25 protein-coding genes, 1 pseudogene and 1 riboswitch are annotated in these 25,482 nt (G+C 34.8%); of the genes and pseudogenes, 19 read left to right on the top strand and 7 right to left on the bottom strand.

Annotated features, from left to right (window positions below):
* Window positions 1-119 precede the first annotated feature (119 nt).
* Window positions 120-299: riboswitch (cobalamin riboswitch) on the bottom strand.
* 940 nt (window positions 300-1,239) lie between these two features.
* Window positions 1,240-2,127, top strand: coding sequence for an alpha/beta hydrolase fold domain-containing protein (locus O7776_RS11535; RefSeq protein ID WP_274307213.1), 888 nt, complete (start codon window positions 1,240-1,242; stop codon window positions 2,125-2,127).
* 20 nt (window positions 2,128-2,147) lie between these two features.
* Window positions 2,148-2,906, top strand: a complete 759-nt coding sequence (locus O7776_RS11530; RefSeq protein ID WP_337999474.1) for a class I SAM-dependent methyltransferase — start codon at window positions 2,148-2,150, stop codon at window positions 2,904-2,906.
* Between the two features lie 41 nt (window positions 2,907-2,947).
* Here O7776_RS11530 and O7776_RS11525 read toward each other — a convergent pair whose 3' ends face one another.
* Window positions 2,948-3,346, bottom strand: coding sequence for a cobalamin biosynthesis protein CobN (locus O7776_RS11525; RefSeq protein WP_274307212.1), 399 nt, complete (start codon window positions 3,344-3,346; stop codon window positions 2,948-2,950).
* A 331-nt stretch (window positions 3,347-3,677) separates the two neighbouring features.
* Between O7776_RS11525 and O7776_RS11520 the strand changes: the two genes are divergently transcribed.
* The gene (locus tag O7776_RS11520; RefSeq protein ID WP_274307211.1) at window positions 3,678-4,952 is read left to right on the top strand and encodes a histidine--tRNA ligase; all 1,275 of its coding nucleotides are present in this window, start codon (window positions 3,678-3,680) and stop codon (window positions 4,950-4,952) included.
* A 381-nt stretch (window positions 4,953-5,333) separates the two neighbouring features.
* Here the strand turns inward: O7776_RS11520 and O7776_RS11515 are convergent, their stop codons facing one another.
* The 3 genes from O7776_RS11515 to O7776_RS11505 form a co-directional block, all read right to left on the bottom strand.
* Window positions 5,334-6,083, bottom strand: coding sequence for a transporter (locus O7776_RS11515; protein ID WP_274307210.1), 750 nt, complete (start codon window positions 6,081-6,083; stop codon window positions 5,334-5,336).
* A gap of 78 nt (window positions 6,084-6,161) precedes the next feature.
* A complete protein-coding gene (locus O7776_RS11510; RefSeq protein WP_274307209.1) occupies window positions 6,162-6,698 on the bottom strand; it encodes a PadR family transcriptional regulator in 537 nt (178 codons plus the stop codon).
* A gap of 498 nt (window positions 6,699-7,196) precedes the next feature.
* A complete protein-coding gene (locus O7776_RS11505) occupies window positions 7,197-7,760 on the bottom strand; it encodes a DUF6434 domain-containing protein (RefSeq protein WP_274307208.1) in 564 nt (187 codons plus the stop codon).
* A gap of 170 nt (window positions 7,761-7,930) precedes the next feature.
* Here O7776_RS11505 and O7776_RS11500 point away from each other — a divergent pair, with 170 nt between their 5' ends.
* The 11 genes and pseudogenes from O7776_RS11500 to O7776_RS11455 all read left to right on the top strand — a co-directional run bounded on the left by O7776_RS11500 (window position 7,931) and on the right by O7776_RS11455 (window position 18,099).
* Window positions 7,931-8,641, top strand: coding sequence for a metallophosphoesterase family protein (locus tag O7776_RS11500; RefSeq protein ID WP_274307207.1), 711 nt, complete (start codon window positions 7,931-7,933; stop codon window positions 8,639-8,641).
* 96 nt (window positions 8,642-8,737) lie between these two features.
* Window positions 8,738-8,908, top strand: a complete 171-nt coding sequence (locus O7776_RS11495) for an SDR family oxidoreductase (RefSeq protein WP_420802180.1) — start codon at window positions 8,738-8,740, stop codon at window positions 8,906-8,908.
* Window positions 8,909-9,036: 128 nt separating this feature from the next.
* The gene (locus O7776_RS11490) at window positions 9,037-9,942 is read left to right on the top strand and encodes a cation diffusion facilitator family transporter (RefSeq protein ID WP_274307206.1); all 906 of its coding nucleotides are present in this window, start codon (window positions 9,037-9,039) and stop codon (window positions 9,940-9,942) included.
* A gap of 284 nt (window positions 9,943-10,226) precedes the next feature.
* Window positions 10,227-10,385, top strand: a pseudogene (locus O7776_RS20365) (hypothetical protein); the annotation flags it as partial.
* A 560-nt stretch (window positions 10,386-10,945) separates the two neighbouring features.
* Window positions 10,946-11,596, top strand: a complete 651-nt coding sequence (locus O7776_RS11485) for a hypothetical protein (protein ID WP_274307205.1) — start codon at window positions 10,946-10,948, stop codon at window positions 11,594-11,596.
* On the top strand, window positions 11,559-12,152 hold the full coding sequence (locus O7776_RS11480) for a sensor histidine kinase (protein ID WP_274307204.1): 594 nt from the start codon (window positions 11,559-11,561) through the stop codon (window positions 12,150-12,152). The genes O7776_RS11485 and O7776_RS11480 overlap by 38 nt, the downstream gene beginning before the upstream one ends.
* A gap of 678 nt (window positions 12,153-12,830) precedes the next feature.
* On the top strand, window positions 12,831-13,871 hold the full coding sequence (locus tag O7776_RS11475) for a serine hydrolase domain-containing protein (protein WP_274307203.1): 1,041 nt from the start codon (window positions 12,831-12,833) through the stop codon (window positions 13,869-13,871).
* A gap of 297 nt (window positions 13,872-14,168) precedes the next feature.
* On the top strand, window positions 14,169-14,546 hold the full coding sequence (locus O7776_RS11470; RefSeq protein WP_274307202.1) for a GntR family transcriptional regulator: 378 nt from the start codon (window positions 14,169-14,171) through the stop codon (window positions 14,544-14,546).
* The gene (locus O7776_RS11465) at window positions 14,546-15,406 is read left to right on the top strand and encodes an ABC transporter ATP-binding protein (RefSeq protein ID WP_274307201.1); all 861 of its coding nucleotides are present in this window, start codon (window positions 14,546-14,548) and stop codon (window positions 15,404-15,406) included. The genes O7776_RS11470 and O7776_RS11465 overlap by 1 nt, the downstream gene beginning before the upstream one ends.
* The gene (locus O7776_RS11460) at window positions 15,403-16,029 is read left to right on the top strand and encodes an ABC-2 transporter permease (protein ID WP_274307200.1); all 627 of its coding nucleotides are present in this window, start codon (window positions 15,403-15,405) and stop codon (window positions 16,027-16,029) included. Before O7776_RS11465 ends, O7776_RS11460 begins: the two co-directional genes overlap by 4 nt.
* A 141-nt stretch (window positions 16,030-16,170) precedes the next feature.
* Window positions 16,171-18,099: a GTP-binding protein gene (locus tag O7776_RS11455; RefSeq protein ID WP_274307199.1), complete on the top strand. Its 1,929-nt coding sequence runs from the start codon at window positions 16,171-16,173 to the stop codon at window positions 18,097-18,099.
* A gap of 84 nt (window positions 18,100-18,183) precedes the next feature.
* Here the strand turns inward: O7776_RS11455 and O7776_RS11450 are convergent, their stop codons facing one another.
* Window positions 18,184-19,029, bottom strand: coding sequence for a DegV family protein (locus O7776_RS11450; RefSeq protein WP_274307198.1), 846 nt, complete (start codon window positions 19,027-19,029; stop codon window positions 18,184-18,186).
* Between the two features lie 323 nt (window positions 19,030-19,352).
* On the opposite strand from O7776_RS11450, the gene O7776_RS11445 reads away from it, so the two are divergent.
* From O7776_RS11445 to O7776_RS11425, 5 genes are all read left to right on the top strand, one after another.
* Window positions 19,353-20,327 (top strand): ABC transporter substrate-binding protein, encoded by a 975-nt coding sequence (locus O7776_RS11445; RefSeq protein WP_274307197.1) that lies wholly within the window; start codon window positions 19,353-19,355, stop codon window positions 20,325-20,327.
* A 70-nt stretch (window positions 20,328-20,397) separates the two neighbouring features.
* Window positions 20,398-21,402, top strand: coding sequence for a FecCD family ABC transporter permease (locus O7776_RS11440; protein ID WP_274307196.1), 1,005 nt, complete (start codon window positions 20,398-20,400; stop codon window positions 21,400-21,402).
* A complete protein-coding gene (locus O7776_RS11435; RefSeq protein WP_274307195.1) occupies window positions 21,399-22,433 on the top strand; it encodes a FecCD family ABC transporter permease in 1,035 nt (344 codons plus the stop codon). The genes O7776_RS11440 and O7776_RS11435 overlap by 4 nt, the downstream gene beginning before the upstream one ends.
* Before the next feature lie 13 nt (window positions 22,434-22,446).
* Entirely contained in the window at window positions 22,447-23,241 is a 795-nt protein-coding gene (locus O7776_RS11430) for an ABC transporter ATP-binding protein (protein WP_274307194.1), read from the top strand.
* On the top strand, window positions 23,238-23,876 hold the full coding sequence (locus O7776_RS11425; protein ID WP_274307193.1) for an IucA/IucC family C-terminal-domain containing protein: 639 nt from the start codon (window positions 23,238-23,240) through the stop codon (window positions 23,874-23,876). Before O7776_RS11430 ends, O7776_RS11425 begins: the two co-directional genes overlap by 4 nt.
* 168 nt (window positions 23,877-24,044) lie before the next feature.
* Here the strand turns inward: O7776_RS11425 and O7776_RS11420 are convergent, their stop codons facing one another.
* Together O7776_RS11420 and ku are read right to left on the bottom strand one after the other, a co-directional pair.
* On the bottom strand, window positions 24,045-24,188 hold the full coding sequence (locus tag O7776_RS11420) for a YjcZ family sporulation protein (protein WP_274307192.1): 144 nt from the start codon (window positions 24,186-24,188) through the stop codon (window positions 24,045-24,047).
* A 406-nt stretch (window positions 24,189-24,594) separates the two neighbouring features.
* Entirely contained in the window at window positions 24,595-25,413 is an 819-nt protein-coding gene (ku, locus tag O7776_RS11415; RefSeq protein WP_274307191.1) for a non-homologous end joining protein Ku, read from the bottom strand.
* Window positions 25,414-25,482: the final 69 nt, after the last annotated feature.

The following is a 25,482-nucleotide window of genomic DNA, read 5'->3' as shown; positions in this document are numbered from 1 at the left end:
ATGATAAATTTATTGTGCTATAACATTTGGGCAAAGAAAAAAGCTATCCAATTAAAGGATAGCTTGAAATGGAAACAAAAATTAAGTTTTCGTTTCCATTTCCTATTCCCCGAAGAAATGTACGTGAATTTAGCGTGGCAGGTCTCCTGGCTTTGCGTCATTCCTCCGACACCTTCCCGTGCATTGACACAGTGGTTTACGTCTTCAGTCAGCTTTTACAGTTGCGGGGACAGCGTTGGTTTTGCACCAAACTTCCCTATTAAACTACATTTAGTAGTACCGCGTTAAATTAACACAATATCTAGTTATGAATATGAGTATAAGTGTTCGTATGTTAAAAGTAAAGCTAGACTTTAAAGTCGGACAACTGACTCTTTATAAATACTTCGCAAAAGTATAGTTCTTTTGTGAGAATTTCTATTTGCGTTCTGATAGCTATTTTTTATTCTAGCATAGATTTATTATTTAACTAGGATTTTTGCTAAAACGATTCGTTCTTAATATCCATTCTTCTAATTTTCATTGATTTTAGAAAAAGCAGAATGTTAGTTGAATAGTAAAAAATTGAAAAAGGATACCATTCAAATGATGTGCCAATGCTATACTGATTTTTTTTCTTCCTGCCATTTCACATAATTGTAGCTAACCTGCACGATGAAAATAATCACAACAAAAATAACGTAACCGATAAATAGGGGACTCAACCCTAATAAAAAATACATAAAAACAATAAGCAATAGAAAAAACGGTATCGAATAAAACGTGCGTAAAAATTTTCGACGATAAGATAAGCCGAAATAAGCAAATTTAAACCCTTTGTCAACTTTTGGCTTGTTTCGATAATACTTTTTTAAGCCAAACGTCAAAAGCGAAATAATGGTGAGATTGATCAATAGGCTCACCCAAAAAACAGAACTACTCATCATTTAAATTCACCTCTATTACTCATAAAATTTGTATAAATTTGTGAATAATCATAATTATACCAAATAAAACAAATGGTACAAAGTTGTTAGCAGAATGACAAGTTATTTTATTGATGGGTAAATTTATACTCGTGAAAATTATAATGTTGTGCGTTAAAAGTGAAAACAGGTGACACTACAGCAAGCGTAATTAATTATTGAACAAAAAAAGCTACACCTACATGAATTATACAAAGCGCACGAGATGCATATGTTGAAAGACAAGTAATTTTGGGGAAATGCACTACAAATAAACTCGAATGAGGTGTCGACAATGCGTAGCTGGCAAAGTGTAGCGTTTAAATGGTATTTAATTATGCGCGGATCGAAAAAAAAGTTTCAAGATTCCAAATTATTGGATGATTTTATAGCAAGTAAATATAACGAGTTACCATACCAATTAGATGAGTCCTTTCGAGTGAAGAAAGACATTTTGAAAAATGAAATCAGCGGAATGCGATATTATACAATTAACGAACAGCGCAAACCGAAAAAGGTGATTTATTATTTTCACGGTGGCGCTTATATTAATGATCCTCTAAGCTTTCATTGGCGTTATTTAATAAAACTTGCCAAAGCTACAGAGTATACAATTGTAGTGCCGATTTATCCGAAGCTTCCTCGACATACAGTACTTGAATGCTATGAGGCGATTTATGCTTTATATGAGCGACTGTTAGAACATTATGATGCCCCTTTTATTTTTATGGGAGATTCAGCAGGAGGTGGATTAGCACTAGGTTTTGCACAAGATGTAAAGTTGTTAAAAAAGCGGCAGCCTGAGCATATTATCCTGCATTCGCCGTGGTTAGATGTGACCGGAGAGGACCCTCGCTATAAACAACTTGAAAAGTTTGATCCGATGTTAGGGATTCAAGGGGCACAAGAGCTGGGTCGATTGTGGGCAAAGGATGTTGGAATAAAAAATTACAAGGTCAGCCCATTAAATGGGGATATACAAGATATTGGGAAACTCACACTTTTCGTTGGAACAGGGGAGCTTTTATTGGTGGATGCACATATGCTACGTGAAAAAGCGCAGCAAGAACACGTGCCGCTCCATTATTTTGAATATAGTAAAATGAATCATGTATTCCCAGTATTTCCGGTTCCAGAGGCAAAAAAAGCATTTAAAGAACTGTTAAGCATTATTCAAACATAATGTTAAGTAAGTAGGAGGTAATAACTATAAAGAATATAGATAAATTTTCAGGAAAAGCACAACATTATAATCAAGGTCGTCCCTCGTATGCACCTGAATTAATAGATGATTTATATAAAAATGGTTATTTAACACCACATTCTATAGTTGCGGATATCGGGGCAGGTACTGGTAAATTCACAGAGCTAATTTTGCAAAAGGGCAATACGGTGTTTGCGATTGAACCAAACAACGACATGCGCGCTGTATTAACTGAACGATTTCGGTATTTTGACACCGTGATAATACTGAATGGAACAGATGAAGCTACATCGTTAGCGGATCATTCAGTAGACGCTATTACTGTTGCACAAGCATTTCATTGGTTTGATATTGAAAGATTTAAACAAGAATGTACGCGTATTCTAAAACCAAATGGTCTAGTTTTATTAATTTGGAATATGCGTGATGAAGCGTCACCAGTTAATCAAGAGACATATCGAATTTTTCAAAAGTATTGTAGGAACTTTACGGGATTTAGTGGAGGCATTAAACAAAACGACGAGCAAATTTCAGCATTTTTTGATGGTGATTTCTTTGTTAAAAGCTTTTCAAATCACCTATATTATTCAAAGGATGACTTTATTGCACGCAGTTTATCCGCATCTTATTCGTTGAAGCAAGGGGACGATCTATTTGAGGATTACCTGCAAGAGTTAACAAATTTATATAATCGATTTGTCGTAAATGGGGTACTTGAAGTCCCAAATAAAAGTGTCGCTTATATTGGGAAATTATAAATATAGCCATGCGTAGCAGTTCAATGATTACTACGCATGGCTTAGTTTTTAATCGAAATTTCTGTCACAATTTTTGTTACCGGTAAATAGGTGATTTCACAAAAATAATTTCCATCTGCAATATCTTTGAAGTGCTCAGATTTAATAGAATATTTTTTGTTATCGATTATCACTTCTGTTGTATCTAAGCTATTACCGCCACCACTAACAAACTCGAGCGTACAAGCACCGGCAGTTGACTTCGTTTGCTCTGTTTTTAAATAAAAAAAGTCCGTGGTATAAATACTAGCAACAACAAGTGTAAATACCATTAGCACACCAAGCATTATAATAGGCATCTTATTTTGCTTCTTTAATTTAAAGGTTTTAATCCAAACAAATAGCACTATAAAAAACAGTAGTACAAATACGATGAGTCCACTATAAAACCCAAGTAACATAATCGTCGCCCCCTTAGTCGATAATAATTATACGGATAAATGATTAATAATGTTTCGATAAATTGTGAATTTTTTGTAATTTCAGTTGCGTCTATATTTTTTTTACTGTATAGTCTGTAGTTAATCGAAAGGAGAAGGTTGTATGCAATTGAACTTGTCGCAATTATTTACTACTAATCATCATCATAAATAAAAGTCTTGCTATCTTTATTAAATTTTTTAATATCGAATAGGAAGACTTTTCGTCGTGAAATCGTATACATAAAGCCACTTGGAGCTTTATATAGATACGATTTTTTTATTTGCCAAAAATCGAAGGGAGCGAACGAATATGAAGAAAATGGATTATCAAAATGTAAGAGGAACTCAAGATTTTTTACCTGAGCAGGAGGTTGTACGCCGAAAAATTCGCGGGACATTAGAAGATACATTTATCTTATATGGCTGTAAACCATTAGAAACACCGATGCTTAACTATACGGAGCTAATGGCATCAAAATATGCGGGTGGTTCAGAAATTTTACAGGAAATGTACACACTAACGGATCGCGGCGAACGTGACTTAGCTTTGCGCTATGATTTAACCATTCCATTTGCCAAAGTAGTTGCGATGAACCCAAATTTGGCAATGCCATTTAAGCGCTATGAAATCGGTAAAGTTTTCCGAGATGGACCAATTAAAGCAGGGCGTTTCCGAGAATTTACGCAATGTGATGTAGACATAGTTGGTGTAGCGTCACAAGCAGCTGAAGCAGAGCTCATGATGATGGCAGTCGATGCATTTGAAAAGTTACAAGTGTCGGTTCAAATCCAATATAATAACCGCAAGCTTTTGTTAGGCTTACTGCAATTGTTTGAAGTGTCTGAAACTGCGATGAATCGTGTCATTTTAATATTAGATAAAAAGGAGAAAATTGACCGAATTACTCTAGTTAAAGAGTTGGCTGAATTAGCACTTACACCTGCAACACTAAATAATATTGAGTCTTTTTTAGATGCTAATCCATCGCTTTCATATTTTGAAAATTACAGTTTCCAAAATGATTTTATTGCACAAGGGGTAACAGAAATTCGTGAACTAATGGATTATTTACAAGCACTGCAAATTGAAAGTTCATGCTTATTCAATCCGTTTTTAGCGCGAGGCTTAGAAATTTATACAGGAACGATTTACGAAATTTTCTTAACAAATGGTGCCATTAAATCAAGCATCGGCAGTGGTGGACGTTATGATAATGCTATTGGTGGACTGATTGGAACGGATGCGTCATTTGCTACAGTGGGCATTTCATTTGGCTTAGATGTTATTTATACTGCGTTTGAATTAGTAAACAAAATAGAACAAAAACCACGCGAATTTGATGTCTACATTATTCCAATGAACACATTAAAACAAGCTTTGTACCTTGCAAAAGCTTTAAGAAAAACTGGCCAACGTGTTGAAGTAGAGCTATCAGGGAAAAAATTATCGAAGGCAATGGATAAGGCCAATCGCGAAAATGTTGGGAAAGTTATTGTACTAGGAGAAAATGAAGTTGCGGCAAATAAAATTGCCATAAAAGATATGGAAAGTGGTCGAGTAGAAGAGGTGGAATTTAAATTTTAATTAAATGAACTGTCATATGTTTATTTATTTATTTATTTATTTATTTATTTATTTTCAAAAATTTAATTGAACCGGGGTGAGATGAATAGAGATTTAAAAATGCATATAGGTATATTAGTGGAAGCAATAATGTAACTCGCACGTGTCATTCCGTTTATCGAAATGAGTGGCTAATTAACTTCATTCTTTTCAAAAATTTTTAAGAAGACTGCCCTATTAATAGGCAGTCTTTTTGTGGTGAACGTTTCAATAACTGTAAAAACGTCCACTTTTTAGTTTCATTCGTCTTGAACTCGATTTATTTTACTTTATCCTATCACCTTTGCTTAGTACAATGTCTAACCTAACAGAAGGGATGGATACCAGGGTGTATATAAAGTGTTATTTACAATTGATTGATGTGTTTTCGATTATACATGTCCCCACATTAAAGAAATTATTTTCACTTTTTAATGTTACTTGCACTGAATAATCTTTACTTGTTTCAAAAATAAGTTTTTGGCAGTTTTCAAGAAGTACCGTTAATTGATTTTCAGTAAGTATAGTTTCTTCAAAAACGGTGCATAGCATTTTAAAATCAGAAAGTGTAAAGTTACCGAAAATATGGATTTGTGTGATACCAGATATATTATTCTCACTAGAATTAGGGACCATATATTTTTCAAACCCTTTTCGGATTTTTTTACTATCTAGTTGTTGAAATCCAATTTGAAGGGGGACATTTTCAAAAAAATTCAAATAACTATTTTGCCAAGGCATTGTTTTAGAAAACAATTTAAAGAAAAATTCAATTTTTATTTTTTCAGGATCGGAAATTGAAATTTCTTGTGTTTGTAAACGTTGAACAACCTCATCTAAGTTATTTACATCTAGCATTAGGCAAATTAGCCCTCGTTGTCCGGTATTATAAGCATGGACCCATTCTTTTTTCCAACCGCCCCCGTCATTACTATTTATTGTTATCAATTCAAAATACTCTTGCCCAATCCAAATGTTAGTTGCCCTAAATCCTTTTGTTCCCTTACCTTTCTTTACATTATAAGGGAGACCAGCTTTTCTTATATTTTGAACTTCACTACTTTCTTGCTGGTAATGAGGAGTTACATTCATTACTAAATGATCTATCTTCATAATTGATCGCTCCTTATAATCAATACTCAACATTGAGTATTGATGTATTTTTTTGTTCCTCCTAATAGAGGAACAAAACTAATTGCAATTATAATTCTTTAATAAATCTTTCACGAAGTTAATTTGTTGTTTTATAATATTCACCATATTATTTGATACAATAGACATTAATGGTGAAAGCCCAGTTGATAAATGTTTTTCTTTTATTGATATTCCACTTTCGACTATAACAAGTTCACGTTCAAGCATTGTTAATTGATGTCTTAATGCTTCAATTGCTCTCTCAACGTCTAATTGCTCAATAAATGATAAACCTGCGTAAAAGGATAGGGGATAAGGGACATCTGAAGAGATAATTGAATTGTATACTAAGTCTTTTAAATGTTCTTTTCCTAGCTCAGTAATTTTATAGATAGACTTTTGGCGATTACCACTATGTTCAATTCGATCTATTTCTATAAAATTATTCTGCTCAAGTTTTTTTAAAGCGTGATAAATAGAACCTACTAGTACTCCCGACCATCTTTCTGCTTCGTTCTCTTGCAGCATGTTTTGTATGTCATAACCAGACATTGGCTGCATATTTAATGCTCCTAAAACAAGGAGTTGAGTCAAAAAATTCACCTTCTCAAAAAATACTTTACATTGAGTATTTTACTTTGATTAAATTATCCATGTCAATAATAATTATGTGAGATAGGTGAATTCAATTAGAAGAGTCTCTTTAGAACCCAGTATTTGATCGGAAAGTACATCGAATTTTGCAAGTAAATAGTTGACGTAGTTGAAGTGGCGAATACTGATGTAGTCATAATAGAAGTCATTTTAAAGGGGACTATTTCCACAGACATAAAAAGAAGCGCGTCAAATTTAAAATACATCCCGAAATTAAACAAAAAATAAGACTCGATACAGGTGTATTCACATCGTGTTTTATTATTTAAGCATGCTACTAATGTCCATATTCTTTTATAAGTCTATAATATTCATAGCCAAATCCGCCTATCTTTTCAATAGTATTGTAAAAAATCTCAATAGAAGTAAGGGCTTGATTAATAGCGCTTTTTGAGTTATTCAGTATTCTCATATAGTCATTTTTAGAATTGAGATACTTTATCTTAATTTGTATTTGTTGTCTCCCGGTTGTGATTTGATTACATTCCAAGCAGCGATAGCATCGTTTCTTGTTTTAGCTTTGTTCGCTGGATCAGCAAAATAATCACGAATAAATTGATTATATTCAAATTGAGGAGCGATTTTCTTCGTATAAGTAGGATCTTTAAGGCGATGCTGTTCTTTGTGCCAAGCATTAATGACGTCTTGATATGTTTTACCGATATTCTCTTTAAAATAGTTTTGAATATATGTGGAAAAATGAAAGTTAGGAATATGCTGTTTAAAAAAGTGACGTACAGGCTGGCTACATGTATGTCCTTTTTTGATTAGTGTTTCCAATGTTAAATTGTTTTTTCCAACGCTTTGTTTTGAAGATTGGCTACGTTCTGGCTTTACAACTTCACTCGTATCTAAAAATAGTTTAATTCGGTTTGTGATATCCGCCTTAGAACCGGTTGCACTAAGTCCGTGTTCTCGGCAAAATTGCTGTAGCTCCTCTTTTAGCCAATAATAATTAAGAAAATCATGTATTTGTATATCTTTGTTTAATAATGGTCGCATAGTAGGCTCCTTTTGAAAATTTATCCATATATATTATAGAACGTTTGTTCTTTGTTTGGCAATGGGATTTTAATGAATTAACTTTTCATAGTTAGCTACTTTGCATTATTTATAGTGTTATTATAGAAAAAATGGCATTAATAATTTACAGAAACGGCAGATGAAACAATATGAGCAACCTATTCGTAGTAAGTGATATTCACGGACATTACAAGCAATTTGAAGAACTATTAACGTATTGGAATCAAGAAGATGTACTAGTGATTTTAGGGGATTTAATCGATCGTGGGCCGCAATCCTTACAGGTAATTGAAAAAGTAATTGAACTTAAGCAATCATACGGTGATAATGTGGTTTTTGTTAAAGGCAACCATGAAGATATGCTGCTGAATTTTTTAAACAATCCAATGGAAATGCAGGAGCATTATTATAAGAATGGTGGTAAAGAAACGATGCAAAATTTACTTGTTCTTTTACCTGCCTACATAATGGAACAACCATATATCTTACAAGCCAATGAAATAAAGGAGCATTACAAATCACAGCTAGCGTTTTTGAAATTAGCTCCCGTATATAAAATTATTGGCAATGTACTTTTCACACATGCTGGCTTTAATTCTGAGTTTGCAACACTTGAAGAAACAACAGAGCGTGATTTTATTTGGATTCGTAAGCATTATGAAATAACAAATAAAACACCGTATATCAATGTGTTTGGTCATACACCCTTAACGTACATCCATGAATCTAATGATGTATGGCTTAGTGATGACAAGTGCTATATTGCCATTGATGGTGGTTGCTATATGAGCGGGCAGTTAAACGCAGTATTGTTGAATAAACAAGGGGAATTACTAGAAATTTATAAAGTTCAGAGTTAAAAACTAGCGTTATGCGTTAAATGTGCATAGCGCTAGTTTTTAGCTAGATCTGTATTTTTCTAACATAATAAACTGCGAATCGGCAATGCTTGATAAATCACTCGCTTACGTCGTGAGGTCGATACAGACGAAATCGCAAAAGTGGTGGGGTTTTTGCTGAGTGATGCAGCGTCTTATGTAACGGGGACAGACTTGCTAGTAGATGGCGGTACAATTGCTAATATGGCGCGCATGCGTCAAGCAATAAACAATACCAATAAGATTTAGTCGTTTTTCGCGCAATTTTTTGGTATACTAATAAAAACTACATGTAAAAGAGGTTACTCCTTTTCAAAATTTTTTGAGAAGGGGTAGCCTCTTTCGTGTTTACAGAAGTTTTTCAAGGAGGAAACATTTTGGAGCAGTATACAAATTTACGTGCTGGTGAAAAAGGCGCGTACATCTCGATTATCGCCTATATTTTTTTAAGCTTACTTAAATTAATTGTCGGCTATCTAGGCGATTCGGAAGCATTAAAAGCAGATGGTTTAAACAATACGACGGATATTATCGCTTCGATTGCGGTATTAATAGGATTGAAAATTTCGCAGCGCCCACCTGATGACGATCATCGTTATGGACATTTTCGTGCGGAAACGATTGCTTCACTAATTGCGTCATTCATCATGGTTTATGTAGGAATTGAAGTATTAAAGACGGCTGTTGAAAATATTGTGCATCCGATTCATCAGGAGCCAAGCGTATTAACAATTGTCATTGCGATTTTTAGTGCGATTGTGATGTTTGCGGTATATAAATACAATTTCGCATTAGCGAAAAAAATTAATAGTAGCGCGGTTAAAGCGGCTGCCTATGATAATCGTTCAGATGCCCTTGTAAGTATCGGAACAGCAATCGGGATTACGGCAGCAATTTTAGGCTTCGCAATAATTGATACCATTACAGCATTTGTTATTGGTTTAATCATTATTAAAACGGCCATTGAAATTTTCAAAGAAGCGGTATTTTCATTAACAGATGGCTTTGATACTGAGCTTATTTCATCAATCGAAGAACGTGTAACAACAATTCCGCGCGTTCGAGAAGTAGTAGAGGTGCGCGGACGTCAGCACGGAAGTTTGATTTTAGTGGATATTACCGTTTGTGTGAACCCGAATTTAAATGTTCGCGATTCGCACACTATTACCGAGCAAATTGAAAAAGCGGTGCAACAACTTAATCCGCATGCCATGACACTCGTGCATATTGAGCCATATGATCCGAAAGAGATGATTATTTGTGAAGATGATTATCATTTCTGATAGGTAATGAACTGTCAATTCTAAGATATACTGATATTCCTTGTTATTTATAAGGATTTGTTGAAAAAGAATGTCTAATCTTAGGCGTTTATTAAGAGACAATTGATTTGATTTTGATGGATAAATCTAATACTGTAAAATCTTACATTAATAGCTTGATTAATAAGGGTTTTGGATGGGATTATATGTGTAAATTGTGAATTGAATGAATAATGTGTAAATAAAAAGGTGGTATGTCTTTTAATAAGATATACTACCTTTTTTGAAATACTAATAAACATTCTGGGCTACAACGTAAGATAATAACGCCACATTCACTAAGACATACACATGCTTCTAACTTAGCAGCAATGGGGATTGATATGGCTGTAATAAAAACCAGATTTAAATATTCCTCTGCTATTTGCGGTGAAATATCTGTATTGGCTTGCGAGCCGTCCTAAAGAATGGGCAGGCAATTTTGATGATGAGTGGATGCAAGGTGTTACTCCAAAAATTACAATGGATCAGATTGTCAAAGTAGAACGATTTATAGCTAAATAACATTTTCTTTATATTGGTGAGGTAATTGGAATCAACAATCGTGCGCTATTGTTGTAGATTTTTATTTATGAAAGGTTACCAACCATGTTTGAGGATATAAATAAGTGAAAGCCAGGGGATTTTTCCTTGACTTTATCTATTATCAAATTAAATAGATTAATTAGCAGTATTCTAAAAAAATTGGATTAACTTTGTGGAAAAAATAAATAATTACATTATTTGGTAATATAAAAGTTTTTTTGGACAAAAGGATTTAGAACATTTATACTGTTTTTTGTTCCTTTATATCGAATAAATGGTATTAAAGTGTTTTTCATTGGTACAAAGAATAAAGAAATTAAATGAAATAGCTCTTATTTCATCAGTCGGTGGGATGGGCTATTTCATTTTTGGGAAAATAATTTAATTGTTTAATTTGCGGCAAAATATTTATTTTATAGGAAGGAAGTATTGTTTTGATATGAAAAGTTTTAAATTAAAGCTAATTATAGTGTTATCTATCGTATTAGTCACATTCTTTATTGGAATAAGTATGTATACTTCCTATACAAAGATTGAAGATACAGTGGAAGAGGCGATTGCTAACCAAAATCTTGAAGCTGCCAAATCCATTGCAAAGGCGATTGATCTGGAAACGTATGAGCGATTTTTAAAAGAACGGAATCGTGATGAAGATTATTGGACAATACGACATTATTTGAATGATGCCCGAGAAAAACTAGGTGTATTATACGTCTATACTATGGAAATAGACAATCCTACTACATCGAAAGTTTTAATTGTAGGTTATCCTGAAAACAAGGATAATCCAAATGATTTTCTAATAGGTGAAGCTTGTACAGTACCGGAAGCCCAAGTGAAATTAGCGTATGAGGAAGGAAAGCAATTTGTAACAGAGATTCTAGAAGATACGAAATATGGTCATCATTATATAACGGTTGGGACTCCTATTATGAATGGAGAAGGGGAAATCATTAGCTACCTTAGCATTGATATTAGTACGGATACACTTGACGGGATTAAAGAAACAGTTATTAATAGTAATATTGTTCTATTAGTACTCAGTGGACTTTTTGTTATTATTGTTATTATTAAGGCACGATTATATTAATCATATCCAAGTTTTACATGGATTTCTGCATTTAGGTGAAGTAGATCAAGCGACAAAGTATGTCGATTCTTTGTCTAAAGACATACAGGCAATTGAATCCATTAAATTGAATCTTGATCACCCGGGATTAGCGATATTACTGCAAACAAAAAAATTAACATGTCAAAATCAACAAATTGATATACAGATAACCGTTGATGATAATCCATTTGATAACATAAAAACGATTGATTTAATCAATATATTATCGAACATAATTGATAATGCGATAGAAGCGACAATGGAGTTGCCAGAGGAACAACGTAATATTACAGTTAGCTGTAAAGCAGACGAGTTATATTATACGTTCTCGATTACGAACGCTGGGCGAAAGCTACCTGACATAAATCAAATTTTTAAACAAGGCTACTCAACGAAAAAAGTAGAGAAAGGAAGAGTTAGAGGACAAGGTTTGTTTATTGTTAAAGAAACAATTAATAAATACAATGGAACGATTACACTTGATACAATAAACGAAAAAGAGACAATAGCGATTGTGAAAATCCCTACTAAGTAAATAGTAAAAGGTTGTGGTACAAATTCAAATGACGTGCCATAGCCTTTCTTAGTGGAAAAGAAAGTATAAGTTTTTTAAGCGGTGTCTAGAGCAAGTCGTCCATAAGCCCGAAATATAAAAATAGCGCACTGTTACGGTACGCACGACGAATAGCCAGCTAGTTGAAAAATTTTTCCGGCTAATTGTATATTCAGCTGCTTTCGCAATGGTATTTTTACCGAAGAAAGGTGAACAATCAATCCAATAATTATCGGTTTTGCCGCAGTCGTATGTGTCTCCATATATTTATGGGTAAGTATTTTAAATAGAGAAGAAGACAAAGTGATTTTATAGTTATTCCATTAAAGGGCGCTTTCCTTGAATAAGGAAAGGCTCTATTTGCGTTTAAGGGCCATATTGTGGAGTAAATAAATAATTTATGTAATGCAAGTGAGAGTGAAGGATTTAACTTAAACAAACAGGGCTGGTTAACTGAATAAATTAAGGTATAAATGATGTTTGTGATAAAAAACTGATTATTGCTAAAATTATTAAATTAAAATACAATTATAATAGTTATACAGGTGACATAAGTGAGATAACTTGTGTTGGTGTCCTTAATGGTTAAAAACAGTAATGTTGCACAGTGCCTCCAATCATATTGGGGGCATTTTTTATTTTCTAAGGAGGGTGAAAAAATTGATTTTAAAGAACGAGAATGATTACACAAACTTATTTGAAGATGTACGTACTCATGTAATGGAAAGTGCTGAAAAGTTAGGTGCTAGTGGTGGTGCCATTTTTATTATCCGTAACGACAAAATCGTAACAGAGTCGTATTTTGGTAAACAGTCTAATGCAAAGCACGCTCGAGATGTTCAAGTAGACACTCAATTCCACATTGCCTCTGTAAGAAAGGCTTATATCGGTTTTGCTGCGGCTTACGCTATATACAATGGCTACTTTTCTATTGATGCCCCAGTTAAACAGTTTGTAGAAGATTCACATCTGTCCGCGTATGAAGAGGTAACCATTCGTCACTTATTAACTCACACACATGGGCTAAAAATTATTGATGTTAATAAACTAGTAAGTGAATATAAACCTGGTGAATCATGGGCATATAGAGGTCCAAGTATTGATCTGTTGACAATGATTATCCAAAAAACAACGGGACTGTCTGTTGCTGAAATTATTAAATCGCAAGTTATTGAACCACTAGGCTTTCAATCGACAGAATGGATTAGGATGAGTAAGCCTCATTCAAAAATTGCAGACGCTATTAGAGATGCAGATAACCCTTTTTGGACTGAGACGGATGTAGTAGATGGTTCTGGAATGAATATGTATGTGTCTGCAAAAGAGCTTGCTTTATTGGGTTACATTCATTTAACAGAAGGGAAATGGGAAGGAAAACAGATTATTCCTAGAGAAATCATTCAAATGGCTACATCCATTCAAACTCCTAACCCAACACTTCCTATTCAGAAGAACGGATTTTTATGGTTTGTAAAAGACACAAACCATAGTTTTAACCAGATAGGCGATACAGTCCCAAAAGGTTCTTATCAATTACTCGGCTACACCAATGTAGCTCTGCTCGTCATTCCAGAGGAAAACGTAGTAGCAGTAAGAATGCTCAACCGTTATGGTTCATCTGAAGGATACGATTATCTAAGCGACATTCAATCTTTTGGAGATACTGTTTATAAATGTTCTATAAAATCAACAATACAATAACATTAATGTTTGAAAGGTGTTGCAGAGCTACTCAAATGCATATGTTATTCCACAATCGGGCGCGATTGTTGAATAAGTGATTCTTTTCTTCTTCAACTAACGAGGGCTTTACTTGAAGATCATTGAGTTGCATATGCAGCTCTTTTTTCTAATTGAACTAAAGGGGCAGCTTAGTTTAATAGTTAAGATATGCGTTGAACAATTGTGTTCAACGCATATCTTTTTTTATTGACAATATACTGTTTGTAAATTATAGTGTGTATACACAGTATATACACTATAAACATGAGGTGTGTTATGAATATTATTATTAGTAATGCGAGTGATAAACCAATTTATGAGCAAATTTCCTTGCAAATAAAAGCGCAAATTATGAACGGTCAGCTGCAGGAAGGTGAACTTTTACCTTCGATTCGTGTCATAGCTAAAGAGTTAAAGGTAAGTGTGATTACGACAAAAAGAGCATATGCAGATCTTGAACGTGATGGTTTTATCGAAGTCGTTCAAGGAAAAGGAAGCTTTGTTGCTTCACGCAATATGGATTTTATTCGTGAAGAACAGCTAAAAAACATAGAACAACTATTACAAAAGTCAGTGGAAATCGCCAAAATGAGTGATATTTCGTTCGAAGAATTAAGTGAGATGTTGATATTAATTTATAAAGGAGAAGACTAATGGACGCAATTTTGGAAGTGAAAAATTTATCCAAGCACTACAATTCATTTTCATTAAATAAAGTAAATTTAACAATCCCAAAAGGAAGTATTGTGGGACTAATTGGTGAAAATGGCGCAGGTAAAACGACGACTATTAAAGCAATTATTGGTGCAATTCAGAAAGATGGTGGGGAAATTAAGTTATTTGGTCGACCATTTCACACAACGAATAAAGAGGTGATGCAGCAAATCGCGATCGTGATGGAAGGGAGCTCCTTTCATGAAGAGCTTTCACCAAGGCAAATGGTGAAAGTGTTGAAAGGTTTGTATAAAAAGTGGAATGATGCAACATTTAACAGTTATTTACGGCAATTCAATGTACCCGCAACAAAAAAACTGAAAGAATTTTCTAAAGGTATGCGTATGAAGTTGTCTATTGCAATTGCACTGTCGTATGATGCAAAGTTGCTTATTTTAGATGAACCAACAAGTGGGCTAGACCCAGTTGTTCGCAATGAAATTTTAAATATATTCCAAGATTTTATAATTGATGAGGAGCGTGCCATTTTATTGTCCTCGCATATTACAGCCGACTTAGAAAAAATTGCGGACTATATTACGTTTATCCATAACGGTGAAGTGATTTTAAACGATATGAAGGATGATTTAATTTACAATTACGGTGTCGTAAAATGTAGCGAGCAGCAATTTAATTCATTGGATTTAACACATATCATTGGGTATGAAAAGGGGCAATTTGCAGTGCAGGCATTAGTAAATAACAAACAGGCAGTACAGCATATGTATCCAGAGCTAGTTATTGATGCACCAACGATTGACGATATTATGCTGTATTATGTAAGAGGTGACAAGAAATGATGAGTTTAGTATTGAAAGACTTATTAAATTTACAAAGCTATTTAAAAACAATCATCGTATTTGTTGTATTTTATAGTATTTTGAGTTTTACAATGGATGACGTTAGTTTTGTGGCTGGGATGCTCATTATTTTATTTGCGATGATTCCTATATCTTCATTTACTTATGATCAGCAAGCAAAATGGGATGTTTTTGGTCACACATTACCTGTTACACGGAAGCAAATGGTTCAAAGTAAATACGTTGTTGCATTATTATTTATTGTAATTGGCTTAGTAATATCACTTATCATAACAATCACGGTTACTTTTATTAAAGAAAGCTCTGTAGAAGTTATTGGGTTATTTGCCTCAAACAGTATGGTCGCTTCTGTTGGTTTAATTTTACTAGCAGTTATGCTACCCCTAATTTATAAATTCGGGGTAGAGAAAAGCCGAATAATGCTACTGGCCATTAGCTCAATTCCGATAATCGCGTTACTACTATTATCTAACTTAGGTGTTACTATTCCAAGTAACATAGATTGGCAAAATGTTACCTATATTATTCCAGTTATTGCGCTCGTTGTTTTTACGATTTCTTACTTTATTTCTCATAATATCTATGATAATAAAGATTTTTAATTTTTGAAGGCTTTAATTTACTCCTGCTAAATTTAATGATTTTACTTTTAACGAGTCGAGCGTCACATTGTAGGCGCTCTTTTTTCGTTGTTTGAAATTATGCTATACTGACTTGAAATGGCAACGAAAGCGGTGATTTTTTTGTATAAAACAATAGGCGTGCTAGCACATGTAGATGCTGGAAAAACAACATTTTGTGAGCAATTACTTTATCATACACAGGCAATCAAAAAACGTGGGCGAGTCGATCATCAGGATGCCCATTTAGATAATCATGCGATTGAACGAGCGCGCGGCATTACCATCTTTGCTGAGCAGGGGCGATTTCAATTTAAAGGACATACATATAATTTAATCGATACACCCGGTCACGTCGATTTTGCACCAGAAATGGAGCGATCGATTCATGTGATGGATGCGGCAATTATCATTGTAAGCGCGGTTGATGGCATTGAGGGACATACAGAAACTGTGTGGCAGTTACTTGAGCAGCATGCGGTCCCAACCTTTATATTTATTAACAAAGTCGATCGTGAAGGGGCGGATGTTGAAAAAGTCATGCAGTCGATTCACCAGGAACTTTCACCCGATGCGATACTGTTTACAGAAGGTATTGATTCTACAGTAATAGAGTGGCTAGCAGAGCGTGATGAAGCGTTAATGGAATTATTTTTTAACGACGAATTAAATGATGAGCAAAGTTTATCGGTTTTACGTGAACTCGTACAACAGAGGAGAGCGATTGTTTGTATGTCGGGTTCAGCATTAAAGGATGAAGGTATATTCGAATTTTTTAATGTTGTAGATAAGCTGACAACGATACATTTTGATAACAACGACACCTTTGAAGCGACGGTATTTAAAATTCGCCACGATCAGCAGCAGCGTCTAACATTTATGAAATCAACTGCAGGCATTTTAAGGGTACGCGATGAACTTACGATTGGTGACTCAACTGAAAAAATAACTGAAATCCGTCTTTACAATGGCTCTAACTATACATCCGTACAGCAAGTTGGAGCAGGTGATATTTTTGCAGTGAAAGGATTATCTACGCCGGTTATAGGTGATGTTTTAGGAAATGAACATGAAAAAGCAGCCTTTGATATGGTGCCAACCTTGCAGGCAAAGGTAAATTATGATGGACCATTACACGTAAAGGAATTAACACGTATTTTCCGTGAGCTAGAGGCAGAGGAACCGAGCCTTCGCGTTGTGTGGAATGAGCAGTTTCAAGAAATATTGGTTCATGTGATGGGTGTTATTCAACTTGAGGTATTAATTGAAGTATTAAAAGAACGTTTTTCAATTGATGTGACATTCGGTAAGCCACAAATTTTATATAAAGAAACAATTAAAGATTCTGCAATTGGTTATGGTCATTTTGAGCCTTTAAAGCATTATGCGGAGGTGCATATAAAGCTAGAACCAAATCCACGTGGAAAGGGGATTACGTTTTCAAATGCTTGTCATTCTGATGATCTAACTGTAGGACATCAACGTTTAATAGAGCAGCATCTATTCGAGCGTGATCATCATGGGTTATTAACGGGCTTTCCAATAACCGATATTCATGTAACACTTCTTACAGGGAGAGCACACAATAAGCATACAGCTGGCGGGGATTTTCGTGAGGCAACATTACGTGGGCTAAGACAAGGGGTCGAACAAGTTGACAACATCCTATTAGAGCCATATTACCGTTTTAAAATGAAGGCGAGCAACGAGCATATTGGTCGTATGATGAGTGATATTCAGCAAGCGAGCGGTACATTTGACGCGCCTATATTAACCGAGCAAAGTGTAACAATTTATGGTCGCGCACCAGTCGCGACATTCATGGATTACAGTACGCAATTTGCGACATTTACAAACGGTAAAGGGGCATTGACACTGCAATTTGATGGGTACGATGTTTGCCATAATGCAGAAGGGATCATTGAGCAAATTGCTTATAATAAGGACGCAGACCCTACTTATACATCTTCCAGTATCTTTTGTGCGAAGGGGAAGGGCTATAGTGTTCCATGGTATGAAGCTAAGGCTGCAATGCATTGCGATATAGAGTGAAAAAAAAACGGACGTGCCCAATGAAGCACGTTCGTTTTCGTATTTATTGGATGGTTGCTGCTAATTCAAGCTCACTCATTAAAATTATTTAATTGTGCGTTTAAATAATATTCCTAATGTACTTGGACCACAATGTGTAGAAACGGTACAACCAGCATTTGTTACTAGAATTTCATCAAATTGCATTTGACGTTGTATCATTGTTTTTACTTGCTCAACGAGTTCATCAGGGCAATCAGGATGTGTGATGAAAATGCGTGATAAATCAATGTCTGTACGATTTACAAGACGATCTTTTACGTATTTTTCGAGACAACTTGCAAATTGACCGCGATATTTTTTACCAACTTCCATTTTACCGTGAGTAACCTCAATTGATGGTTTAATTTTTAGTAATGTTGCACCAAATGCCTCAAGGCTTGAGCAACGTCCACCACGCTTTAAGTAATCCATTTTATCAATGACAAAGCTCGCTTCAATTTCAGGTACTAGCGCTAAAATTCGCGCTTCGATTTCCTTCGCTGTGTAACCTTGCGCGGCAAGTTCAGCTGCTTCCAAAACGAGTAGGCCGCTACCCGTCGATAAATTTTGTGAATTAATGACGATAATATTTTCAAAGTTTTGGGCGGCTAGACAAGCATTTTGATAGCAAGAAGAAAACTCGCTACCTAAACTAATGTGAATGATTGCCTCAAATTGATTTGTATAGGGTTTGAAAAACTGCTCGTACTCGTATGTATTGATGGCAGCAGTCGAGCATGATTTATTCTCAACACTTACATAATGAAAAATGTCTTTTGGTGTAATATTGACACCATCTAAATAATCCTCTTCATTGATTAGCACATGTAGTGGTGCTAATGAAATATCATATTTGGCAAGTAGTTCTGGAGATAAGTCGCACGTACTATCTGCAGTTATTTTTATCATGAAAAATCACCCCTAATTTAAATTTCTCTTAATTGTATCATGGAATAATTTAACAGTGTAAGGGATAAGTAAGACAATTTTATTAGCAAAAAGATAAAAGGTAAAATTTAACTTGATTCAGCTGAAGTCCCTTACTACTATAAGTAGGGGTTCAAACCCTGAAGAGGAAATTAGCTAATTTAATTACTTTGAAAACCTTGAATGATAAGGGTTTTTAAGCAATAGATTTCTAAAATGATAAATTTTTCAAAAAAAATATTGTAATTTATCATTTTCAATAATATAATGATTTTGAAAATCATTATCAATTAGGAGATGTGGAAATGAAAAAAGTTTTTAGCTTTATGGTTATGTTAATCGCTTTAGTAGCAGTATTAGCAGCTTGTGGTAACAAAGAAGAAGTAAAGGAATCATCTGCAAATGAAAATTCTAATTCAGAATCTTCAAGCGATGAGACTATTACAATAAATCATGTTTTAGGTACGACAGAAATTAAAGGAAAACCTAAGCGCGTTGTTACTTTATATCAAGGTGCTACTGATACAATTTTAGAGTTTGGTGTAAAGCCGGTTGGAGTGGTTGAGTCTTGGGCGCAACAACCAATGTACGATTACCTTAAAGAAGATTTAAAAGATGTCACTTATGTAGGTTTAGAAACACAGCCGAATTTAGAAGAAATTGCAGCATTAGAGCCAGATTTAATTATTGCAACTCAGGTTCGTCATGAGGAAATCTATGAACAGCTTTCACAAATTGCACCAACAGTTGTCAATACAACTTTATACGATATTCATGAAACAACTTCATTACTTGGACAGGCATTAGGTGAGGAAGAAAAAGCAAATGAATTAATTGCAGCATGGGAGAGCCGTGTAGCCGACTTTAAAGAAAAAATTGCATCAAATGAAAATTATCCGTTCAGTGTTTCTGTATTAAACTATCGTGAAGATCATGCACGTATTTATGTAACAGGATTCGCGGGTTCAATTTTATCAGAGTTAGGTTTTAACGGTCCTAAAGATCTACAAGGTGATAATTTAGAGATTGTTAAATTAAGTGATAAGGAAGCAATTCCACAAATGAATGCAGATGTTATATTCCAATTCATGGAGGATAATGAGGCGGTTAAAAAAACGCATGCTGAATGGACAGCACATCCGCTTTATCAAAATTTAGATGCAGTGAAAAATAATCAAGTTTACACAGTTAATGAAATTACATGGAACTTTGCAGGTGGTTTAAAATCTGCAAACTTAATGCTAGACGATTTATATACGCATTTTAAACTTGAAAAATAACCAAAAAATTGATTTAGGAAAGAGGGAATCTTGTGCATTCCCTTTTTTCATTTATTGAAGAGGGAGCAAAATGTTAAAATCACGATTCTCAAAATCTTTTGGCTTTATATTGTTAGTGCTACTTGTAATCAGCTTATTTTTTTGTAGTTTAGCAATGGGTCAAACAACGATTTCTTTCAAGCTCGCATTGGAAGTTCTCACAAATTATGACCCTTCGAATACCGAACATTTAGTTGTAGCAACAAGTAGGTTATCACGTGCCGTTATTGCATTATGTATTGGTATGTCACTAGCAATTGCGGGAGTGCTTATTCAAGCATTAACGAGAAACCCATTAGCATCGCCTGACTTACTTGGTATTAACGCAGGGGCAATATTCTTTATCGTTTTTGCTATCACATGGCTTAACATTCATTCCTTAGTAGGCTATATGTGGTTTGCTTTTTTAGGTGCAGCAATATCAGGTTTTAGTGTTTTTTTATTAAGTAATTTTGGTCGAGATGGTGTGACACCATTAAAAGTAATTATAGCGGGTACAGCACTATCTGCATTGTTTATGTCATTTACTCAAGGCATGCTTGTAATTGATGAACAATCGATGCAAACGGTTCTATTTTGGTTAGCTGGTTCGATTGCAGGTAGAGATTTAGATATGTTATTTTCGGTATTGCCTTTGTTAATTCTTGCGCTTATTATTTGCCTTTTTCTTGGTAAATCAGTCAATGTCTTTAGTGCTGGAGAGGACATTGCGAAAAGTTTAGGTCAAAACGTGGTGTTGATTAAGCTATTAATAGGTTTAATCATAATTATTCTTGCAGGTGGTTCTGTTGCAGTAGTGGGCTCTGTAGGGTTTATAGGATTAATAGTACCACATATGGCCAAAGCTTTAGTCGGTATAGATTATCGATGGATTATTCCTTATAGTGCGCTCATCGGTTCTGCTTTGTTGATTGCTGCGGATGTTGCAGCTAGATTTATTATTAGCCCAATGGAAGTTCCAATTGGTGTGATGACTGCGTTCATTGGTGGTCCATTCTTTATTTATTTAGCGAAAAAAGGAGTGGCGAAACAATGAAATATTGGACAATACGGCTGTTTAAAGAACGTATTTCGTTACAAATTAATCGACGCTGGGTAGTGGCAGTTGCAATTAGTGGACTCTTAGTTTTTAGTTTATTTATTTTAAATTTGAGTGCGGGAAGTAGTTGGATTTCTCCGCTTAATGTTCTTAGCCAGATTTTTGGTTATACCGATGAATATGCGTTTGTTGTAGAGACATTACGCTTACCACGCGCATTATTGGCATTATTAGTAGGTGCTGCATTAGGGGTTTCGGGCTTGATCTTACAAAGTATTATTCGCAATCCTCTTGCATCGCCTGATATAATCGGGATTACAAGTGGTGCGTCCTTTGGTGCGGTACTTTTCATTAGTCTAGGTACGGGTGTCTTTAGCATGAGTTATTTACCATTTGCCGCAATTGTTGGTGGCTTTATTACTGCCATTATCATTTATTTGCTGTCATGGAATAAAGGGGTAACACCAATTCGACTTGTATTAATTGGTATTGGAATATCAGCAATTTTAAAAGCTGGCGTAACGTTTATGTTAGTTTATAGTGATACCTACATCACATCAAAAGCATATATTTGGCTAACAGGAAGTTTATACGCTACTAAATGGAGTGATGTGACTTCCATGTTTTATTGGATGCTAATCCCTTTACCAATCTTGCTCGTTCTAGGTAGGACATTAAATGTTTCCGAATTAGGGGATGATCTAGCGACAAGTGTTGGAATCAATGTCCAAGTACAACGATTATTATTCCTATTATGTAGTGTCATTTTAGCTGGAACCGCAGCAGCTCATGCTGGAGGCATTGAATTTGTTGGATTAATGGCGCCACATATTGCACGTAAGTTTGTAGGACGCTCATTTGTAGGGCTAGTTCCACTAACAGCATGTATTGGTGCTACGTTAGTGTTAGTGGCGGATTTAATTGCGCGTACAGCATTTTTACCGCTTGATATTCCAACGGGGGTATTTACAGCAGCAATTGGAGCACCATTCTTTATATACTTATTATTTTCAAACAGAAATCGCTAGGAGATGAGATAAGATGAACGGATTACAGACGAAAAACTTAACATTAAACTATGGAGATAAACCGGTTATTGAAAATCTTGATTTTGCGATTCCGTCTGAAAAAATTACCGTGTTAGTAGGAGCAAATGGAAGTGGAAAGTCAACATTATTACGCTCATTAGCCCGTTTATTAAAACCTGCTGATGGTGAAATTATTTTACATGAGAAGTCATTACAAACGACTTCATCAAAGGAAATCGCTAAAGAATTAGCCATATTACCTCAAGGACCGATTGCACCGGAAGGGATGACGGTCTATCAGTTAGTTAAGCAAGGACGTTTTCCACATCAAAAGTGGTACCAGCAATGGTCAAAAGAGGATGAGGATCATGTTGAGAAGGCACTTGCTGCTACTCATTTAATAGAGATGAAGGATTTACCTGTTGAAGCATTATCTGGAGGGCAACGTCAACGTGCGTGGATTGCGATGACATTAGCGCAATCAACCCCCATCATTTTACTAGACGAACCGACAACCTATTTAGATATGACCCATCAAATTGAATTGCTCGATTTTTTATTCGATTTAAATCGTATCGAAAAGCGTACGATTGTCATGGTACTACATGACTTAAATTTAGCTTGTCGCTATGCTGATCATTTAGTGGCAGTTCATAATAGGACGGTTGCGATTGAAGGTCCACCTGAAGAAATTTTAACAGAGGAAGTTGTCCAACAAATTTTTAGTATGGAAGCCCTTATTACAAAGGATCCTTTCTTCGGTACACCTTTATGTATACCGAAAGGGAAGGGGCGCATTATTACATGAATTTAACGATGTATGGCGTAAATATGGGACAAAAGGGAATCCCGCTTGAAAAATTAGTAGATCACGATACACTAACAGAAATCGTCAAACAATATGCCGAGTATTTAGAAACGAATTCTATGGCAATTAGTGCATCTTTATTTTTCAAACGATATGCAGTGATAACAGCTGCAGCAGCCCTTGATTATTATGGGTTTCAAAAGGGAACGCACAATTGGTTAAAGGATGCAAATTTTGATATAAACACCTTTACGATAAATGTACAAAAAAGTAATATTCAATTGGAAGAAGATTGGCGAAAAGTATTGTTTCTGGATCATTTACATCCAATTTGTCAATTTTTAGCGCAAGAATTTAAAATACCGAGTAAAATTTTGTGGGAAAATGTAGCGGTTCGATTAAATAGAGTTTTGAAAAGAAGTGTAGGGCATTATGCTGAAGACGACATTCAACTACAAGTGGAAGCACTTCAAGAAAAACAACCCAATTGGTTTCAAAATCAAAACAATCCTTTTGCTGCATATATTGTTCACCCAAACGAAGAAAAAGTTCGTACAACATGCTGTCGCTACTATCAATTGACTAAAAAAGAAGAAGGCGTTCCTTATTGTTTAGTTTGTCCATTAAAAAAATAACTGTATGTCTGGGATAAAACCACACTCTAGTAGAACAATCCCTTAAATTCTTTTAATGAAAGTAAATGTAAAATGGGCCACTCAAGGGGGAAGTGACCCTAAACCAAAAATCAAGCAATAATATTTAAATGCCTATCTATCACGGTTTGCAACAAATTTTTTTGGATTTTAATAAGCGAAAGTTGCGCCAACAATAATTAGAAGAATGAATAGGACAACGATAAGAACGAATGTTGAACCATATCCGCCACCTTTGCCATAACCGCAGTCTCCATAGTAATTATTACTACCTTGGTATCCTCCGTATCCCATGAAAATCACCTCCTTCCTCGTTATCCTATTCAAAAAAGGAAGAGATGGTAGGGCGAAAGAACATTTTCGGGGTTGGGAGTTACAATGGGGGGGAGTAGTTTAACAAGTAAACAATTTGTTAGCTTTTTTGTTGAATAACCGTTCCCTTATGCGTAGTAACTCGATAATTAATCAAACAACAAATTTCTAAAATAACGCAGCATAAGCTAGCGTTATTATTTCTAATCCGAAAAGCGGTAGTAGATGGAGTATTTACATCACCGCATGCAGAAGTTGATAAGTACACAACAAGTCAATTATTAGAGTATGCACTCATTTATATTGAGCGTACTACTAAATAAATTAAAACCCATCATTACTGATAAATGCAGTATTGATGGGCTTTTTTGTTTTTATTGTAATACTTCTAAGCGTTTTTCTTAGTTTTGGTTGTACGCTTTCTTGTGGCTGGTTTCTTAGTTTTCTCCAGCGAAGCTTGAAGAGCAGACATAAGGTCGGTCACATTATCAGGTAATGGTTTCTTATCGGTTGCAGTAACTGTACTACTAGCTTTTTTATCTTCTATCAGTTCCATTAATGCTGTTCTATATTCATCGGTGTATTTTGTTGGCTCAAAGACTGTTGTTAGCTGTTCTACTAACATTAGAGCTGTATCAAGTTCTTTTTGTACGACTACATCTACACTCGGTATATTAGGAACATCACTAACACTTCTAACTTCATCCGGATAATGAATGGTCTCCATTACCAAGGCATCCTTATAAACACGAACCACAGCTAATTGTTCTTTAGAACGAATAACAATTTTTGCTACACCGATTTTTCCTGAGTCCTCTAGAGTTTTACGCAATAATGCATATGCTTTTGTGCCTGTTGTATCGGGTGACAAAAAGTAAGTCTTTTCAAAGTAAATAGGATCAATCTCTTCTAATTTAACAAAATCAATAATTTCTACAGCTTTGTCCTCATTTTCTTTGCGTAAGTTTTCTAACTCCTCTGCGTCTAATACCACAAATTTATTTTTTGAATACTCATAGGCCTTAACTATATCTTCTTCATTCACTTCTTTTTGACAACCTTCGCATACTTTTTTATAACTAATTGGTGTATTGCACTCTTTATGAAGCTGTCTTAATTTAATATCTTTACTTTCTGTTGCTGTGTGAAGTTTAATAGGAATATTTACTAGACCAAAACTAATACTACCTTTCCAAACTGTATGCATAGTACACCCACTTTTTTATTATTTAATCTTCTTATTATTAAGTTTTCTTAAGTTTTTATGTATTAGTAA

The organism is Solibacillus daqui (assembly GCF_028747805.1).
Classification (GTDB): domain Bacteria; phylum Bacillota; class Bacilli; order Bacillales_A; family Planococcaceae; genus Solibacillus; species Solibacillus daqui.
Note: the sequence above shows the minus strand (reverse complement) of the source record. Positions and strands in the feature narration are given on the sequence as shown.